Here is a 13,202-nt window from a genome sequence, read left to right as displayed (position 1 = left end):
CGGTGCTCCTTCGGGGACGGGGGGCCGGGGTGGGCCGGGGCGGTGCGGACGCCCCGGCCCGGTTCGGGGGTGCGTCAGCGCAGGCGGCCGGCGCCCGCTCCGTGGTCGACGACCGCGGGGACGGCCTTCGCCGGCAGGACCTTGGTGCGCAGGGTCGGCGTCCAGCCCGCGCCCGGCCGGAGGGTCTCGCCCGGGATCTGGGCGTTGTGCACGGCGATCAGGTCGACGGTGCGGCCGTTGACCTGGTTGTGCGCGGCGGTGACGGGTGCCTCGCTCCACTTCTTCAGGACCTTCGCGGCGCTGACCCCGGCCGGGAGCGTGAAGGCGTTGTGCTCGGCGACGAGCGCGGACTCCTTGCCGACGCCGAAGCTGTAGGCGTAGTCGTCCGCGGCCACGAAGTGGTTGTTGTAGACGTCGACCTGGCCGAAGCGGACGCGGGGCGCGCGCTCGACGAGGTTCTCGAACAGATTGTGGTGGAAGGTCACCTTGAGGTGGCCCCGGTCGCCGACGGCGGTGGACTCGCTGTCGCTGTTGCCGATCAGGATCGTCTTGTCGTGCTCGCTGAAGACGTTCCAGGACGCGGTGACGTAGTCGGCACCCTTGACGATGTCGAGCTGGCCGTCGTGCTGCTGGTAGAGCATGCCGAAGTGGGTGGGGGCCGCGCTGTCGGGGTGCTCGCCGTCGGTGAAGGTGTTGTGGTCCAGCCAGACATGGGTGGAGCCGTGGACCACGGCGCTGTCGTACTCGGAGTTCCAGTTGCCCTTGTCGCCGTCCGTGGGGTCCCACTGCGGGAAGCAGTCCACGGGGCTCTCGAAGGTCAGGTTGCGGACGATGACGTTGTCCACGCCCTTGATCTGGAGGCTGGCGCCCTTGAATCCGGCGTTCCTGCCGACGCCGATGATGGTGGTGTCGGCCGGGACGTTCGCCTTGATCGACTGGTCCTGCCGGGCGGCGGAGGTGCGGCGCAGGCCCTCGGGGCTGTCGTCGGGCTCGTCGGCCAGGTCGGTGTCCAGACCCCAGTTCTCGGGCGAGTACTTCTCCAGATAGGCGTCGAAGTCGTAGCCGGGGGCGGCGAAGGCGTCGCAGCCCTCGGACACGGCGTCGATGGTCCCCTTCACCTTGATGATCCTCGGCCCGTCGCCGCCGGCGGCGAGGGCGGCCCTGAACTCGGCCCAGGTGGTGACCGTGTGGACGTGCGCGGCGTCGGCGGCGGCGCCGCCCGTGGTGCCGGTGCCCTGGGAGGCCCAGCCGTCCTTCGCCGGCAGCGTCTGCCGAGCGGCGTCCCGGGAGTGGTGGCCGGGTCGGGCCTCGGCGGTGGCGGCGGTCAGGCTCAGGACGAGGGCGGTGCAGCCGGCCAGCGCGGCCGCCTTCTTTATGGCATGCCCATGCCATTCTTGTGTGCTCATGGTGCGGCTCTCCTTCTCGGGTTCGGGGGTGTTACGCGGTGCCCGGCCGCGGCCAGGTGATCCAGGACGCGGGGATGTCCTCGTCCGTCCGGCGCACGTCCCGGGGCGGCAGCACCCGCGTGCGCAGCAGCTCCCGCGCGACCAGCCGGGCCACCTCGATCGCGCCCGGCGGATTGAAGTGCGTGTTGTCCTGTTCGGTGGCGGTCCAGTTGAAGTACGTCTTGGTCTCCTCGACGCCGAGCCGCTGCCACAGCGCGAGCGACAGCGCCTGAACGTCGAGCAGCGCCACGCCCTCCTCGGCGGCCAGCGCCCGCATCGCCGCCGGGTACTCGCCGTGACTGGGCTGCGCGTCGCCGGCCGCGTCGAACCGGCGCCGCTCGACGGGCGTGGCCAGCACCGGCCGCGCCCCGCGGCTCCGGGCGCCGTCGACGTACAGGCGCAGGTGGTCCTGGTACGTGGTCCAGGGCTCGGTGTAGCGGGTGGGGTCGTCGCGCTTCTCGTCGTTGTGCGCGAACTGGACCAGGAGCAGATCACCGGGCCGGATCAGGCCGAGGACCGCGTCCAGCCGGCCCTCGTCCACGAAGCTCTTGGAACTCCGCCCGTTCACCGCGTGGTTCGCGACGGGCGTCCGCCTGTGGAGGAAGAACGGCAACGCCATGCCCCACCCGGTCTCGGGCGCGGCGTCGGCGTACTTCTGCGCGGCGGTGGAGTCGCCGGCGATGTGGAGGGTGCGGGGCCGGTGCCCGCCGGCCCGCGCGGTGCCGGCGGCGGCGAACGCGAGGGGAACGGCGGCGACGGCGGCCGCGGTGACTTGCCTTCGGCTGAGTGACACGCCGGGTGACCTCTCATGACGGGGGACGGACGGTTCCCGGGTGAGCGGGGCCGTATCGGTATGCGGCTCCGCCGCACGGGCGCGACCGGCCGGGGACGGCCCGCGACCTGCGATCCGCAGGCCGCCCCACGGCGATGTCCGGCTCAGGGCGGTCAGCCCATCTGCTCGTTCCACTCGGCCTGCGCCTCGTTGAGCTGCTCCGCCATCGTGTCGAGGAACGCCTTCGCGCTCATCTTGCCGAGCAGCACCTTCTGGAAGTTCGGCTCGTTGTCCGCCTTGGAGATGGTGTTCCAGTCCGGCAGGTAGTACGGCAGCTGGACGATGGTCGTGGACCCGTCGTTCAGCGCCTCCGCGGCCAGCTTCGTCGGCTCGGCCTTGGAGATCCACGCGTCCTTCGCGGCATCGGTGTTGGACGGCACCTGCCCGGCCGCCTCGTTGAACCTCGAGTTCTGCTCCTTCGAGGTGGCGAACTCGATGAACTTCCAGGCGGCCTCCTTGTTCTTGGAGCTCTTGAAGAGTCCCAGCCCGTCGACCGGGTTGGACACCTGGACCCGCTTGCCGGACGGGCCGACCGGCTGCGGGATGCCGCGGAACTTGCCGACGCCGAGCGCCTTCACGTGGTCCTGGTAGGAGCCCAGGTTGTGGTTGAGCATGCCGATCGTGCCCGAGTCCCACTGGGCGACCATCTTGGCGAAGTCGTTGTTGACGTCGGCGGCCGGCGTGACCTTCTTGTAGAGGGCCGCGTACTTCTCCAGCGCCTCGACGTTCTTCGGGTCGTTGACGGTGGTCTTCTTCTTGTCCGCGTCCCAGAACGAGGTGATGCCGGACTGCCCGTACATCGCGTCGAGCGCCTGCGCGATGGAGCCGGAGCCGCCGCGGATGGTGTAGCCGAACTCGTTCTTGCCGGCGGCGGTGAGCTTCTCGGCCGCCGTGTAGAAGGCGTCCCAGGTCGTGGGTGCCTCGAGGCCCGCCTTGTCGAACAGGTCGGTGCGGTAGTAGAGGACGCCGTTGTTGGCCGAGGTCGGCACCGAGTACAGCCGGCCGTCGCCACCGCCGGCGGCCCGCAGCGACTCGATCATGTCCTTGTTGACCCTGCCGTTCAGGGACGACCCGGTGAGCCGGTTGTCCAGCGGCTCCAGCGCGTTCTGGGCGGAGAACCCGGCGAGCATCGCCGCTCCGACGCCGCCGACGTCCGGCAGGCCGCCGCCCTGGATGGCGGTGTCGACCTTGGACTGGTACTCGGTGGCGGCGATGCCGACGTACTCGACGTCGATGTCCGGGTTCGCCTTCTCGAAGTCGGCGATGACCTCCTTCCAGACGGCCGTGCGGATGCCGCCGTTGTTGTCCCAGAAGACGATCTTCCCCTTGCCGCTGCCCTCGGCGCCCTCGTCGCCGCCCGCCCCGCTGCCGTCGTCACCGCAGGCGGTGGCGGTCAGCGCGAGCACGGCGCCCAGGGCGACGGCGACGGACGTCCGGCGCCTGGCGGTGCTTCTGCTGCTGCGCATGCTGATCTTCATTGGTCGGCTCTCTTCTTCTGGATCCAACAGTGCGGTGCTGAACGACGTGGGGGGGTGGTGCCGGGAGTGGTTCAGGGGGTCTCGTCGGCGTCCGGCAAGCGCTTGCTCCGGAAGTGCGTCATTGCGGCTCCCAACAGGCGTACGGGTGAACGGGGTTACCGGGGTCCGATCCGGAACCGGGTGAACTCGGCGGCACCGGCGGGTCCCCGTCCCGCGGGCGCGAGCGCGAACAGGCCGAGCAGGGCGCCGACCCAGCGCCAGGGGGTGGCGGCGAAAACCTGGCCGGTGGGCCGGTGGCCGTCGCCGAGGTCGTAGGAGAAGCGGCAGCGCGCCCCGGGCGCCGTCTCGATCCGCAGCCGCACCCGGCCCTCGGGGGCGACGCGGGGACGGTCGGCGTCGCGCTCGGCCTCCGCCACCGACTCGGCGAACCGGTGCACCAGGTGCACCGCCCCGTCCGCGCCCCGCTGGAGCCCGATCCAGCGGTAGGCGTCGCCGAGCACCGCGAGTCCGGCCCGGGCGCCCGGCTCCGTGCTGTCCAGGCGCAGCTCCACCTCGACGGCCGACGGCAGGCCGGGCAGCCGCTGCGTCAGGACGTTGGGCAGCCTGCGCAGGTCGTGCGCGTCGTCCGTGCGGACGCAGGCGAGCCTGAGCCCGTCCCCGGAGTGCCGGGTGGCCCAGCCGTCGCCGGGGTTGGCGGTCCACGACCACTGCCGTCCGTACCGTCCGCCGGGGAAGTCGTCGTCGGTCGCGGGCGCGGCGGGCGGCTGCGGCGGCAGCGCGGGACGCCGGTGGACGGTCACCGGGGCGCCGTCGTCGCCCAGGACGGGCCAGCCGTCCGTCCCCCAGCTCATCGGCTGGAGGTGGACCACCCGGCCGTACGCGCCGCGCTGCTGGAAGTGCAGGAACCAGTCCTCGCCAGCCGCGGTGCGCACCCAGCCGCCCTGGTGGGGGCCGTTGACGTCGGTGTCCTTCTGCTCCAGGACGACCTTCTCCTCGTACGGTCCGAAGAAGTCGCGGGAGCGGAAGGCGCCCTGCCAGCCGGTCTCCACTCCCCCGGCGGGCGCCAGGATCCAGAACCAGCCGTCGTGCCGGTAGAGCTTGGGGCCCTCCAGGGTGAACCAGCCGGGGATGCGGTCGGCGTCGACGATCACCTTGCCCTCGTCGAGGAGCCCGGTGCCGTCGGGGTGCATGCGGTGTCCCGTGAGGCGGTTCTTGATGCCGGAGCGGGAGCGGGCCCAGGCGTGCACGAGGTAGGCCTCGCCGGTCTCCTCGTCCCACAGGGGGCAGGCGTCGATCAGGCCCTTGCCGGGCTTGACCAGGTGCGGCTCGGTCCACGGACCTTCGATCCCGGGGGCGTTGACCTGGAAGACGCCCTGGTCGGGGTCGCCCCAGAAGATCCAGAAGCGGCCGGCGTGGTGGCGCAGGGACGGGGCCCAGACGCCGCAGTCGTGCCGGGGCGCGGCGAAGGCGTCCGCCGGTTCCAGGCGGTCCAGCGCGTGGCCCGCCAGGGTCCAGTTGACCAGGTCCCGGGAGTGCAGCAGCGGCAGGCCGGGGGCGCGGCCGAAGCTGGAGGCGGTCAGGTAGAAGTCGTCGCCGACGCGGACGACGTCCGGGTCGGACCAGTCGGCGTTCAGGACCGGGTTGGTGTACGTGTCCGCGTTCTCGGGGGTCGTGGCGGTCATGGGCTCACCGCCTTCCGTACGAGGGCCGCGGCGCCGCCGGCGTCGAGGCGGCCGTCGGCGACGACGGTGACGACGCGACGGACGAGGGTGTCGCCGGGGGCGAGGGGCAGCCGCTCGTCGTGGGCCAGGGAGGAGCCGACGCCGGGGTACTCCTCGGTGCGCACGAACCAGGGGTCGCGCCGGGTGCGTTCGGTGGCCCCGGCGAACACCAGCGACCAGGTGTCGCCGGTCAGGGCGAGCCAGTCGGCGCGGCGGCCGTGGACCGCCTCCGTGCCCTCGGCGTCGGCGGTGAGCACGTGGGGGGCCGTACTCTCCTTGCGGGCCCGCCAGAAGAAGCCGCCGTAGGCCGCTCCGGGGCGCCCGTTGGTCGCGGGGCTGCCGATGGTGAGGGGGTCCGGGGTGACGTTGGTGAGGGAGAAGGTGAAGTCCAGCGCCCAGGCGGTGTCCGTGAGTCCGGTGGCGGCGACGGTGCGGCGCTCGCGCAGCAGCTCGGTGCCGGCGGCGACCCAGCGCAGCTCCTCGACGAAGCCGTCGGGGTCGCGGAGCTGGAAGGCGGAGTGCCGCTGGGCGCCGTGGTTGTCGAGCTCGGTCGGCCCCCGGTCGCGGACGTAGGTGCGCCCGCCCCAGAAGTTGTGGCCCTCGACGTCGGGAACGGCGACACCGACGCCGAGGTGATGGAGGTGGTCGGCGGGGCTGAACTCGGTGACCGCGGTGCCGGCCAGGGTGGTGACGGGGTGCAGGTAGGGGCGCGGGGAGAGGCGGGCGGGCAGTTCGGGCCGGACGACGTACCGGCCGACGGGGCGTCCCGCCACGCGCAGCACCGGGGAGTCGGCGCCGGTCATCGGGTGCTCACCTCTTTCAGCGGCTGCTCCGTGCGCGGTGCCCACGGGGCGCCGAGTTCGGAGTACAGGGAGAGGGTGTCGGCGGCGGCGGCCACGAGTCCGTCGATGCCGGGGACCACGCGGCGGCTCTCGCCGGGGACGCGGTGCCAGGCGCCGTCGGGCAGCGGCTCCGGGTCGGGAGCCCGGCGGATCGCCTCCACGACCTTCATGAACGCGCCGGTCCCGTCCGGCGGGACGAGGAGCGCGGCGCCGGTGGTGAGGTGGTCGACCAGGTTCTCCAGCAGGTCGGTGCGGCCGTGGACGTACTCCTCGGGGCCGTGGCCGGCGCGCTGGAGCAGGACGCGGTCCTGCTTGTACCAGAAGGTGATCCGCCCGCTGGTGCCGTGCACCAGGACGTAGGGCTCGTCGGCCCGCTCCGCGCACAGGGTCGCGGCGACGGTGACGCGGTGCCCCCGCGTGGTGGTGATCCGCACGCAGGACGTGTCGTCGGCCTCGATGTCGTTGGCGTGGCCGAGCTCGGTCTCGATGCCGGCGACGTCCTCGGCGCGGTCGGTGCCGCCCAGCGCGAGGGCGGTGGCGACGGCGTGCGCGAGGGGGTTGGTCAGCGCGCCGTCGATCACGTCGGCACCGTCCAGCCGCCGCCGGCCCGCCCAGGGCGCCCGGCGGAAGTAGGCCTCGTCGCGCACCCAGGCGCCGGCCCCGCCGACGCCCGTGACGTCGCCGATGGCGCCGTCGGCGATCAGGGCGCGGATCGCGGGCACGGCGTGCGAGCCCAGCGACTGGAATCCGACCTGGCAGGCGACGCCGGCCTCGGCGACCCCGTCGGCCATGCGCCGGAACTCGGCGTACGACGGTGCCGGGGGCTTCTCGAGCAGCAGGTGCACGCCCCGGCGGGCGGCGGTCAGCGCCAGGTCGGTGTGGGTGGGGATCGGCGTGCAGACGACGGCGATCCGGGCGCCGGTGGAGTCGAGCAGGGCTCCGAAGTCGGCGGACTGCTCGGGGAGTTCGCCGCCGGCCTCCTGCTCGGTCAGCGGGGTGAGCTCGCAGATGCCGGCCAGGCGGACCAGGCCCGCCCGCTCCAGTCGGCGGATGTTGGCGACGTGCCAGCGGCCGTGGCCGCGGGCGCCGGCGAGGACGACGGGAACCCGGCTCATCCCTTCACCGCCCCCGCGCTGAAGCCGGTGATCAGCCACTTCTGGATGAAGGCGAAGACGATCACGACGGGGACCGCGGCGATGATGCCGCCGGCGGCGAGCGCGCCGAGGTCGACGCTGTCCGCGCTCATCAGGGTGTTGAGGCCGACCGGGATGGTCTGCTTGTCCTGGTTGTTGAGGAACATCAGGGCGAACAGGAAGTGGTTCCAGGAGTGCACGAAGGCGAAGGAGCCGACGGCGATCAGGCCCGGCCGCAGCAGCGGCAGCACGACGACCAGGAAGGCCCGCATCCGGCCGCAGCCGTCGACCCAGGCGGCCTCCTCCAGGGAGTAGGGGACGTTCTTGATGAAGTTGCTGATGAGGATCATCGACAGCGGCAGCTGGAAGACCGTCTCGGCGATGATGACGCTGACTAGCGAGTTGATCATCTGGAGCTCGGCGAAGATCTCGAACAGCGGGACCAGCAGCAGCGCGCCGGGCACGAACTGGGAGCAGAGCAGGGCGAGCATGAAGCCCCGCTTGACCTTGAAGTCGAACCGGGCGAGGGCGTAGCCGCCGGCCAGGGCGACGAGCGTCGTCATGACCAGGGTGGCGAGGCCGACCAGCACGCTGTTCTGGAAGAAGGTGCCGAAGCTGCGGTCGGTCCAGACCTTCTCGAAGTGCTCGAAGGTGATGGGCCAGGGCACGAGCGAGGTCGAGCCCGCGGGCCGCACCGCGAAGAGGAGGATCCAGTAGAACGGGATCAGGGTGAAGACCAGGTAGATCCCGAGCGGCAGGTAGATCTGCCAGCGGGGGACCTCGTCCCAGGCGGGGCGCTTCTTCTTCGCCGGGCGCGGCGGCTCGTGGCCGGTGCGCACGGGCGCGGGGGCGGGCGCGGGGGCCTCCTTGGTGATCACTTGTTCTCGCCTCCGAACTTGCTCAGCCGCAGGTAGACGATCGAGCAGAAGAGCAGGATCACGAACGCGACCGTGGTGAGGGCCGACGCGTAGCCGAAGTCGTGCGCGTCGACGCTGGTGTTGGCGATGTAGAGGGGCAGGGTGGTGGTCTCGCCCGCGGGTCCGCCACCGGTCAGGGTGTAGAGCAGGTCCACGTTGTTGAACTCCCACACCGCGCGCAGCAGGGTGGACAGGATGATGGCGTCCTTCAGGTGCGGCAGCGTGATGTGCCAGAACTGCTTGAGCCGGCTGGCCCCGTCGACCTCGGCGGCCTCGTACAGGTCCTTCGAGACGGACTGGAGGTCGGCGAGGATGAGGATCGCGAAGAAGGGGACGCCGCGCCACAGGTCGGCGACCACCGCCGCGGAGAACACGGTCGAGGTGTCCGACAGCCAGCTGGTGCCGTAGGAGCCGATGCCCATGTCGGCGAGGTAACGGGTCACGCCGGTCTGGGAGTTGTAGAGCAGCACCCAGATCGCGGAGGTCAGCACGCCGGAGACCGCCCACGGGGAGAAGACCAGGGCGCGCCCGATCCCCCGGCCCACGAAGGTCTGGTTGACGATGAGCGCCAGCGCCAGGCCGAACAGCAGCTGGAGCCCGACCTCGACGAACACCCACTTGGCGCTGAAGACGAGGGTGTCCCAGAACTGCGGGTCCTCGGTGAAGATCCTGACGAAGTTGTCGAGGCCCGCGAAGCCGTTCCGCCACGGCTTGGTGGGGTTGTAGTTCTGCAGGCTGTAGTAGAAGACGCTGACGACCGGGTAGGCGATGAAGCCCAGCATCAGCAGGGCGGCCGGGCCGATCAGCAGGTACGGGAGCCTGCGCGGCGTGGCGGAGGCACGGCGCCGCCTCGGTGGCGCGGGCGGTTTCGCCACGGCTGCGGCTTGTGCCATGACAGTTCTCCGTTCTCGTACGACGTGCGTGGGTGGTGCGTGTGCGGTGCGCGCCCGCGGGGCGGGAAGCGCTTTCTCCGGGTGCATGGGTGTGCGGTGTCCCGCTGCCGCGGGGTCAGCCGGCGTACGGGTCCTGCACCGTGCCGGGTCGGGCCAGGAACTCGAAGTCGCAGCCGGTGTCGGCCTGGGTGATCTGTTCGTTGTAGAGCGCGCCGTAGCCGCGCTCGTACCGGGCGGGCGGCGGTGTCCAGGCGGCCCTGCGGCGCTCCAGCTCCGCGTCGTCGACGTCGAGCCGGAGGGTGCGCGCCTCGACGTCGAGGGTGATCGAGTCGCCGGTGCGCACCAGCGCGAGGGGCCCGCCGACGTACGACTCGGGTGCCACGTGCAGGACGCAGGCGCCGTAGCTCGTGCCGCTCATCCGGGCGTCGGAGATCCGCACCATGTCGCGCACGCCCTGCTTCAGCAGGCGGTCGGGGATGGGCAGCATGCCGTACTCGGGCATGCCCGGCCCGCCCTTGGGGCCGGCGTTGCGCAGGACCAGCACGCTGTCGGCGGTGATGTCCAGGGAGGGGTCGTTGATGGTGCGCTGCATCGTCCTGTAGTCGTCGAAGACGACCGCGGGGCCGGTGTGCTTGAGCAGGTGCGGTTCGGCGGCGATGTGCTTGATGACGGCGCCGTCCGGGCAGAGGTTGCCGCGCAGGACGGCGACCCCGCCCTCGGGCGCGACCGGGTTGTCCCGGGGGCGGATGACGTCGTCGTGGTGGACCAGGGAGCCCGCGATCTGCTCGCGCATCGTGTCGTGCGAGACGGTGGGACGGTCCAGGTGGAGCAGGTCGGGGATGCGGGACAGGAAGCCGGGCAGGCCGCCGGCGAAGTGGAAGTCCTCCATCAGGTACGTCCGTCCGCCGGGGCGGACGTTGGCCAGCACCGGGACGGTGCGGGCGATGCGGTCGAAGTCGTCGAGGGTGAGGGTGACCCCCGCGCGGCCCGCCATCGCGATCAGGTGGATCACGGCGTTGGTGGAGCCGCCGAGGCCGAGCACGGTGGTGACGGCGTCCTCGAAGGCGTCCGCGGTGAGGATGTCGCTCAGCTTCCGGTCCCGGTGGACGAGTTCGACGATGCGCAGCCCGGCCGCGGCGGCCATCCGGTCGTGCCCGGAGTCGACGGCCGGGATGCTGGAGGCGCCCGGGACCGTGACGCCGAGGGCCTCGGCGGCGGCGGTCAGCGTGGAGGCGGTGCCCATCGTCATGCAGTGGCCGGGCGAGCGGGCCAGGCCGCTCTCCAGCTCCTGCATCTCGCAGTCGCCGATGAGGCCGGCCCGCTTGTCGTCCCAGTACTTCCACATGTCGGTGCCGGAGCCCAGGGTCTCGCCGCGCCAGTGCCCGGGGAGCATGGGCCCGGCGGGCACGAACACCGCCGGCAGGTCCACGGAGGCGGCGCCCATGAGCAGGGCGGGCGTGGACTTGTCGCAGCCGCCCATCAGCACGGCGCCGTCGACCGGGTAGGAGCGCAGCAGCTCCTCGGTCTCCATGGCGAGCAGGTTGCGGTAGAGCATCGGGGTGGGCTTCTGGAAGGTCTCGCTGAGCGTGGAGACCGGGAACTCCAGCGGGAAGCCGCCCGCCTGCCACACGCCCCGCTTCACGGCCTGGGCGCGGTCGCGGAGGTGGACGTGGCAGGGGTTGATGTCGGACCAGGTGTTGAGGATCGCGATGACCGGCTTGCCGAGGTGCTCCTCGGGCAGGTAGCCGAGCTGGCGGGTGCGGGCGCGATGGCTGAAGGAGCGCAGGCCCGACGAGACGCCGCTGCCGTACCACTGGTGGCTCCTGAGCTCCTCCGGGCGCTTCGCCGGCACGTCGTCCCGGCTCATATCGCCCACCCCGCGGCGATGGCGGCGACCTCGGCGCGCTCGTTCTCGGGCAGCGGCCTGCTCGGCGGGCGGACCTCGCGGCGGCACAGTCCGAGGGAGGCGAGGGCCTCCTTGACGACGGTGACGTTGTTGGCGGAGCCGTTGGCGGCGCGCAGTTCCTCGAAGCGGCGGATCTGCTCCCAGACCTTCATGGCGGCCCGGTAGTCACCGGATCGAAGCGCTTCGATCATGTTCAGCGAGACGGTCGGGGCGACGTTCACCAGGCCCGAGGTGAAGCCGGTGGCGCCCGCGGAGAAGTAGGAGGGCGCGTACGGCTCGGCGAGCCCCGCCACCCATACGAAGCGTTCGAGGCCGGCGTCGCGGGCGAAGGCCGCGAACCGGGCCGCGTCCGGGACGGCGTACTTCACGCCGAGCACGTTGGGGCAGTGGTCGGCGAGTTCGGCGAGGCGGGCCCCGGGAAGCTGGGGGTTGCGCAGGTAGGGCACGACGCCCAGTTCGGGCACGGCCTCGGCGATCGCGCGGTGGTAGTCGACCCAGCCTGCCTGGGAGACGTAGGGGTGGACGGGCTGGTGGACCATCACCATCTGGGCGCCCAGCTCGCGGGCGTGCCGCGCGGAGGCCACCGCGGTCGGCACGTCGTGGCCGACGCCGACCAGGATGGCGGCTCCGTCCCCGGCCTCCTCGACGGTCAGCTCGGTGACGAGGCGGCGCTCGGCCGGGGAGAGGGCGTAGAACTCACCGGTGTTGCCGTTGGGCGTGAGGGTCGTGATGCCGGCGTCGAGGAGACGACGCAGCAGGGCCCGGTAGACGGCCGGGTCGACGGAGCCGTCCTCGGCGAACGGGGTCACCGGGATCGCCACCACGTCGGCCAGGGCCGCCCGCTGGGTCTCGAACGTCGTTGTCATGCCTGACCGACCTCTTCCTGGGCCTCGGAACCCGCGTGCGGGAAGGCCCGTTCGACGAACGACGCGATATGGGCGTGGAGGGCGCCCGCGGCGCCGTCCGCGTCACCCGCGAGGGCGAGGCGCAGGATCTCCTGGTGCTCGCACGCCTCCCGTTCCCAGGAGGGATCGGCGGCCCAGGCGACGGCCGAGACGAGGGCCGCCTGGTCGCGCACCTCGTCGAGCATCCGGCCGAGCAGCGGGTTGCCGCACGGCACGTACAGGGCGCGGTGGAACTCGCGGTTGGCGAGCGACCGTTCGGCCGTGTCCGTGGCCTGGTCGGCCCGGGACAGCGCGTCGCGGGCGGCGTCCAGGGAGGCGCCCCGGCGGACGGCGCGCCTGAGGGCCTCGGGCTCCAGGAGCAGCCGCACGTCGTAGACCTCGCGCGCCATGTCCGCGTCCACCATGCGCACGGTGACGCCCTTGTACTGGCTCATCACGACCAGTCCGGTGCCGGCCAGGGTCTTGAGCGCCTCCCGCACCGGTGTCTTGGACACCCCGAACTGTGCGGCGAGGTCGGTCTCGACCAGGGCCTGACCGGGCGTCAGGCGTCCGGTGAGGATGCGGCGTTTGATCTCCTCCAGCACGTACTGCGTGCGGGAGGGGATCGGCGTGGGCACAGAGGTCATGCGCGCCTCTCGGATCTCACATATCGCGTCTCATATATGACGTACGGAGTACGACGCGTTGAAGGTAGGAGGGGCGCTGGGCCGCGTCAATGCTTCTGACAAAGAAAGTTCGGAGGGCACGCGAAGGCCGGTGCCGGGCTCGCGCGCACGGCGGCGCGGCTCCGGCGGGGGTGCGCGCGCTCCCGGCGCGACGACGAGCGGGCACCGGGCGGCGGTCCGGCGGGGTGTTCCCCGCACCCCCTGAGCCCTCGGGTTCGGCTGTTCGCCTTCGCGATGCGCATCCCGGAGGAAGGTGTCGGTTCACCTGCGCAAGCGGCCCGCAGCGTGGTGTTAGGCACCCGGATCAGCCGCGAACGGGTACGGGCCGGGTCGTCGCCCCGCAGGGCGAGGATGGTGTGCCTCCGCAATCACGCGAACGCGCCGGGCGCCGGGAGGCGCTCCCGGGAACAGCGGGCGGCAGGCACGGCGACCCGGGGCGCCCCGCCATCCGCCGACGCCCACCGA

The 13,202-nt window shown here is 72.1% G+C and carries 11 protein-coding genes; all 11 read right to left on the bottom strand.

Annotation, left to right across the window (positions count from 1 at the left end; genetic code table 11):
* Positions 1–74: 74 nt before the first annotated feature.
* Positions 75–1,406, bottom strand: a complete 1,332-nt coding sequence (locus tag ACFWJB_RS19900; RefSeq protein ID WP_386923689.1) for a polysaccharide lyase family 1 protein — start codon at positions 1,404–1,406, stop codon at positions 75–77.
* Between the two features lie 31 nt (positions 1,407–1,437).
* Positions 1,438–2,238, bottom strand: coding sequence for a rhamnogalacturonan acetylesterase (locus tag ACFWJB_RS19895; RefSeq protein WP_386923687.1), 801 nt, complete (start codon positions 2,236–2,238; stop codon positions 1,438–1,440).
* A gap of 152 nt (positions 2,239–2,390) precedes the next feature.
* Positions 2,391–3,755 (bottom strand): ABC transporter substrate-binding protein, encoded by a 1,365-nt coding sequence (locus ACFWJB_RS19890; protein WP_385472176.1) that lies wholly within the window; start codon positions 3,753–3,755, stop codon positions 2,391–2,393.
* Positions 3,756–3,910: 155 nt separating this feature from the next.
* Entirely contained in the window at positions 3,911–5,437 is a 1,527-nt protein-coding gene (locus ACFWJB_RS19885; protein WP_385472173.1) for a family 43 glycosylhydrolase, read from the bottom strand.
* Positions 5,434–6,279, bottom strand: a complete 846-nt coding sequence (locus tag ACFWJB_RS19880) for a PmoA family protein (RefSeq protein WP_385472171.1) — start codon at positions 6,277–6,279, stop codon at positions 5,434–5,436. The genes ACFWJB_RS19885 and ACFWJB_RS19880 overlap by 4 nt, the downstream gene beginning before the upstream one ends.
* Entirely contained in the window at positions 6,276–7,433 is a 1,158-nt protein-coding gene (locus tag ACFWJB_RS19875) for a Gfo/Idh/MocA family protein (RefSeq protein WP_386923684.1), read from the bottom strand. The genes ACFWJB_RS19880 and ACFWJB_RS19875 overlap by 4 nt, the downstream gene beginning before the upstream one ends.
* Positions 7,430–8,329 carry a carbohydrate ABC transporter permease gene (locus ACFWJB_RS19870; RefSeq protein ID WP_385472165.1) on the bottom strand — a complete coding sequence of 300 codons (900 nt, stop codon included), beginning with the start codon at positions 8,327–8,329 and terminating at the stop codon, positions 7,430–7,432. The genes ACFWJB_RS19875 and ACFWJB_RS19870 overlap by 4 nt, the downstream gene beginning before the upstream one ends.
* Positions 8,326–9,261: a carbohydrate ABC transporter permease gene (locus ACFWJB_RS19865; RefSeq protein ID WP_385472162.1), complete on the bottom strand. Its 936-nt coding sequence runs from the start codon at positions 9,259–9,261 to the stop codon at positions 8,326–8,328. The genes ACFWJB_RS19870 and ACFWJB_RS19865 overlap by 4 nt, the downstream gene beginning before the upstream one ends.
* 115 nt (positions 9,262–9,376) lie before the next feature.
* Positions 9,377–11,128 (bottom strand): L-arabinonate dehydratase, encoded by a 1,752-nt coding sequence (gene araD, locus ACFWJB_RS19860; RefSeq protein ID WP_386923681.1) that lies wholly within the window; start codon positions 11,126–11,128, stop codon positions 9,377–9,379.
* The gene (locus ACFWJB_RS19855) at positions 11,125–12,033 is read right to left on the bottom strand and encodes a dihydrodipicolinate synthase family protein (RefSeq protein WP_385472157.1); all 909 of its coding nucleotides are present in this window, start codon (positions 12,031–12,033) and stop codon (positions 11,125–11,127) included. Before ACFWJB_RS19855 ends, araD begins: the two co-directional genes overlap by 4 nt.
* The gene (locus ACFWJB_RS19850) at positions 12,030–12,698 is read right to left on the bottom strand and encodes a GntR family transcriptional regulator (protein ID WP_385472153.1); all 669 of its coding nucleotides are present in this window, start codon (positions 12,696–12,698) and stop codon (positions 12,030–12,032) included. Before ACFWJB_RS19850 ends, ACFWJB_RS19855 begins: the two co-directional genes overlap by 4 nt.
* Positions 12,699–13,202: the final 504 nt, after the last annotated feature.

Source organism: Streptomyces sp. NPDC127100, from assembly GCF_042724095.1.
Classification (GTDB): Bacteria; Actinomycetota; Actinomycetes; order Streptomycetales; family Streptomycetaceae; genus Streptomyces.
This window is presented reverse-complemented; position numbering and strand designations above follow the sequence as displayed.

Coding starts and splice junctions, on each gene's coding strand:
- ACFWJB_RS19900 (WP_386923689.1), bottom strand. CDS start 1,406: ATGAGCACACAAGAATGGCATGGGCATGCCATAAAGAAGGCGGCCGCG.
- ACFWJB_RS19890 (WP_385472176.1), bottom strand. CDS start 3,755: ATGAAGATCAGCATGCGCAGCAGCAGAAGCACCGCCAGGCGCCGGACG.
- ACFWJB_RS19885 (WP_385472173.1), bottom strand. CDS start 5,437: ATGACCGCCACGACCCCCGAGAACGCGGACACGTACACCAACCCGGTC.
- ACFWJB_RS19880 (WP_385472171.1), bottom strand. CDS start 6,279: ATGACCGGCGCCGACTCCCCGGTGCTGCGCGTGGCGGGACGCCCCGTC.
- ACFWJB_RS19875 (WP_386923684.1), bottom strand. CDS start 7,433: ATGAGCCGGGTTCCCGTCGTCCTCGCCGGCGCCCGCGGCCACGGCCGC.
- ACFWJB_RS19865 (WP_385472162.1), bottom strand. CDS start 9,261: ATGGCACAAGCCGCAGCCGTGGCGAAACCGCCCGCGCCACCGAGGCGG.
- araD (WP_386923681.1), bottom strand. CDS start 11,128: ATGAGCCGGGACGACGTGCCGGCGAAGCGCCCGGAGGAGCTCAGGAGC.
- ACFWJB_RS19855 (WP_385472157.1), bottom strand. CDS start 12,033: ATGACAACGACGTTCGAGACCCAGCGGGCGGCCCTGGCCGACGTGGTG.
- ACFWJB_RS19850 (WP_385472153.1), bottom strand. CDS start 12,698: ATGACCTCTGTGCCCACGCCGATCCCCTCCCGCACGCAGTACGTGCTG.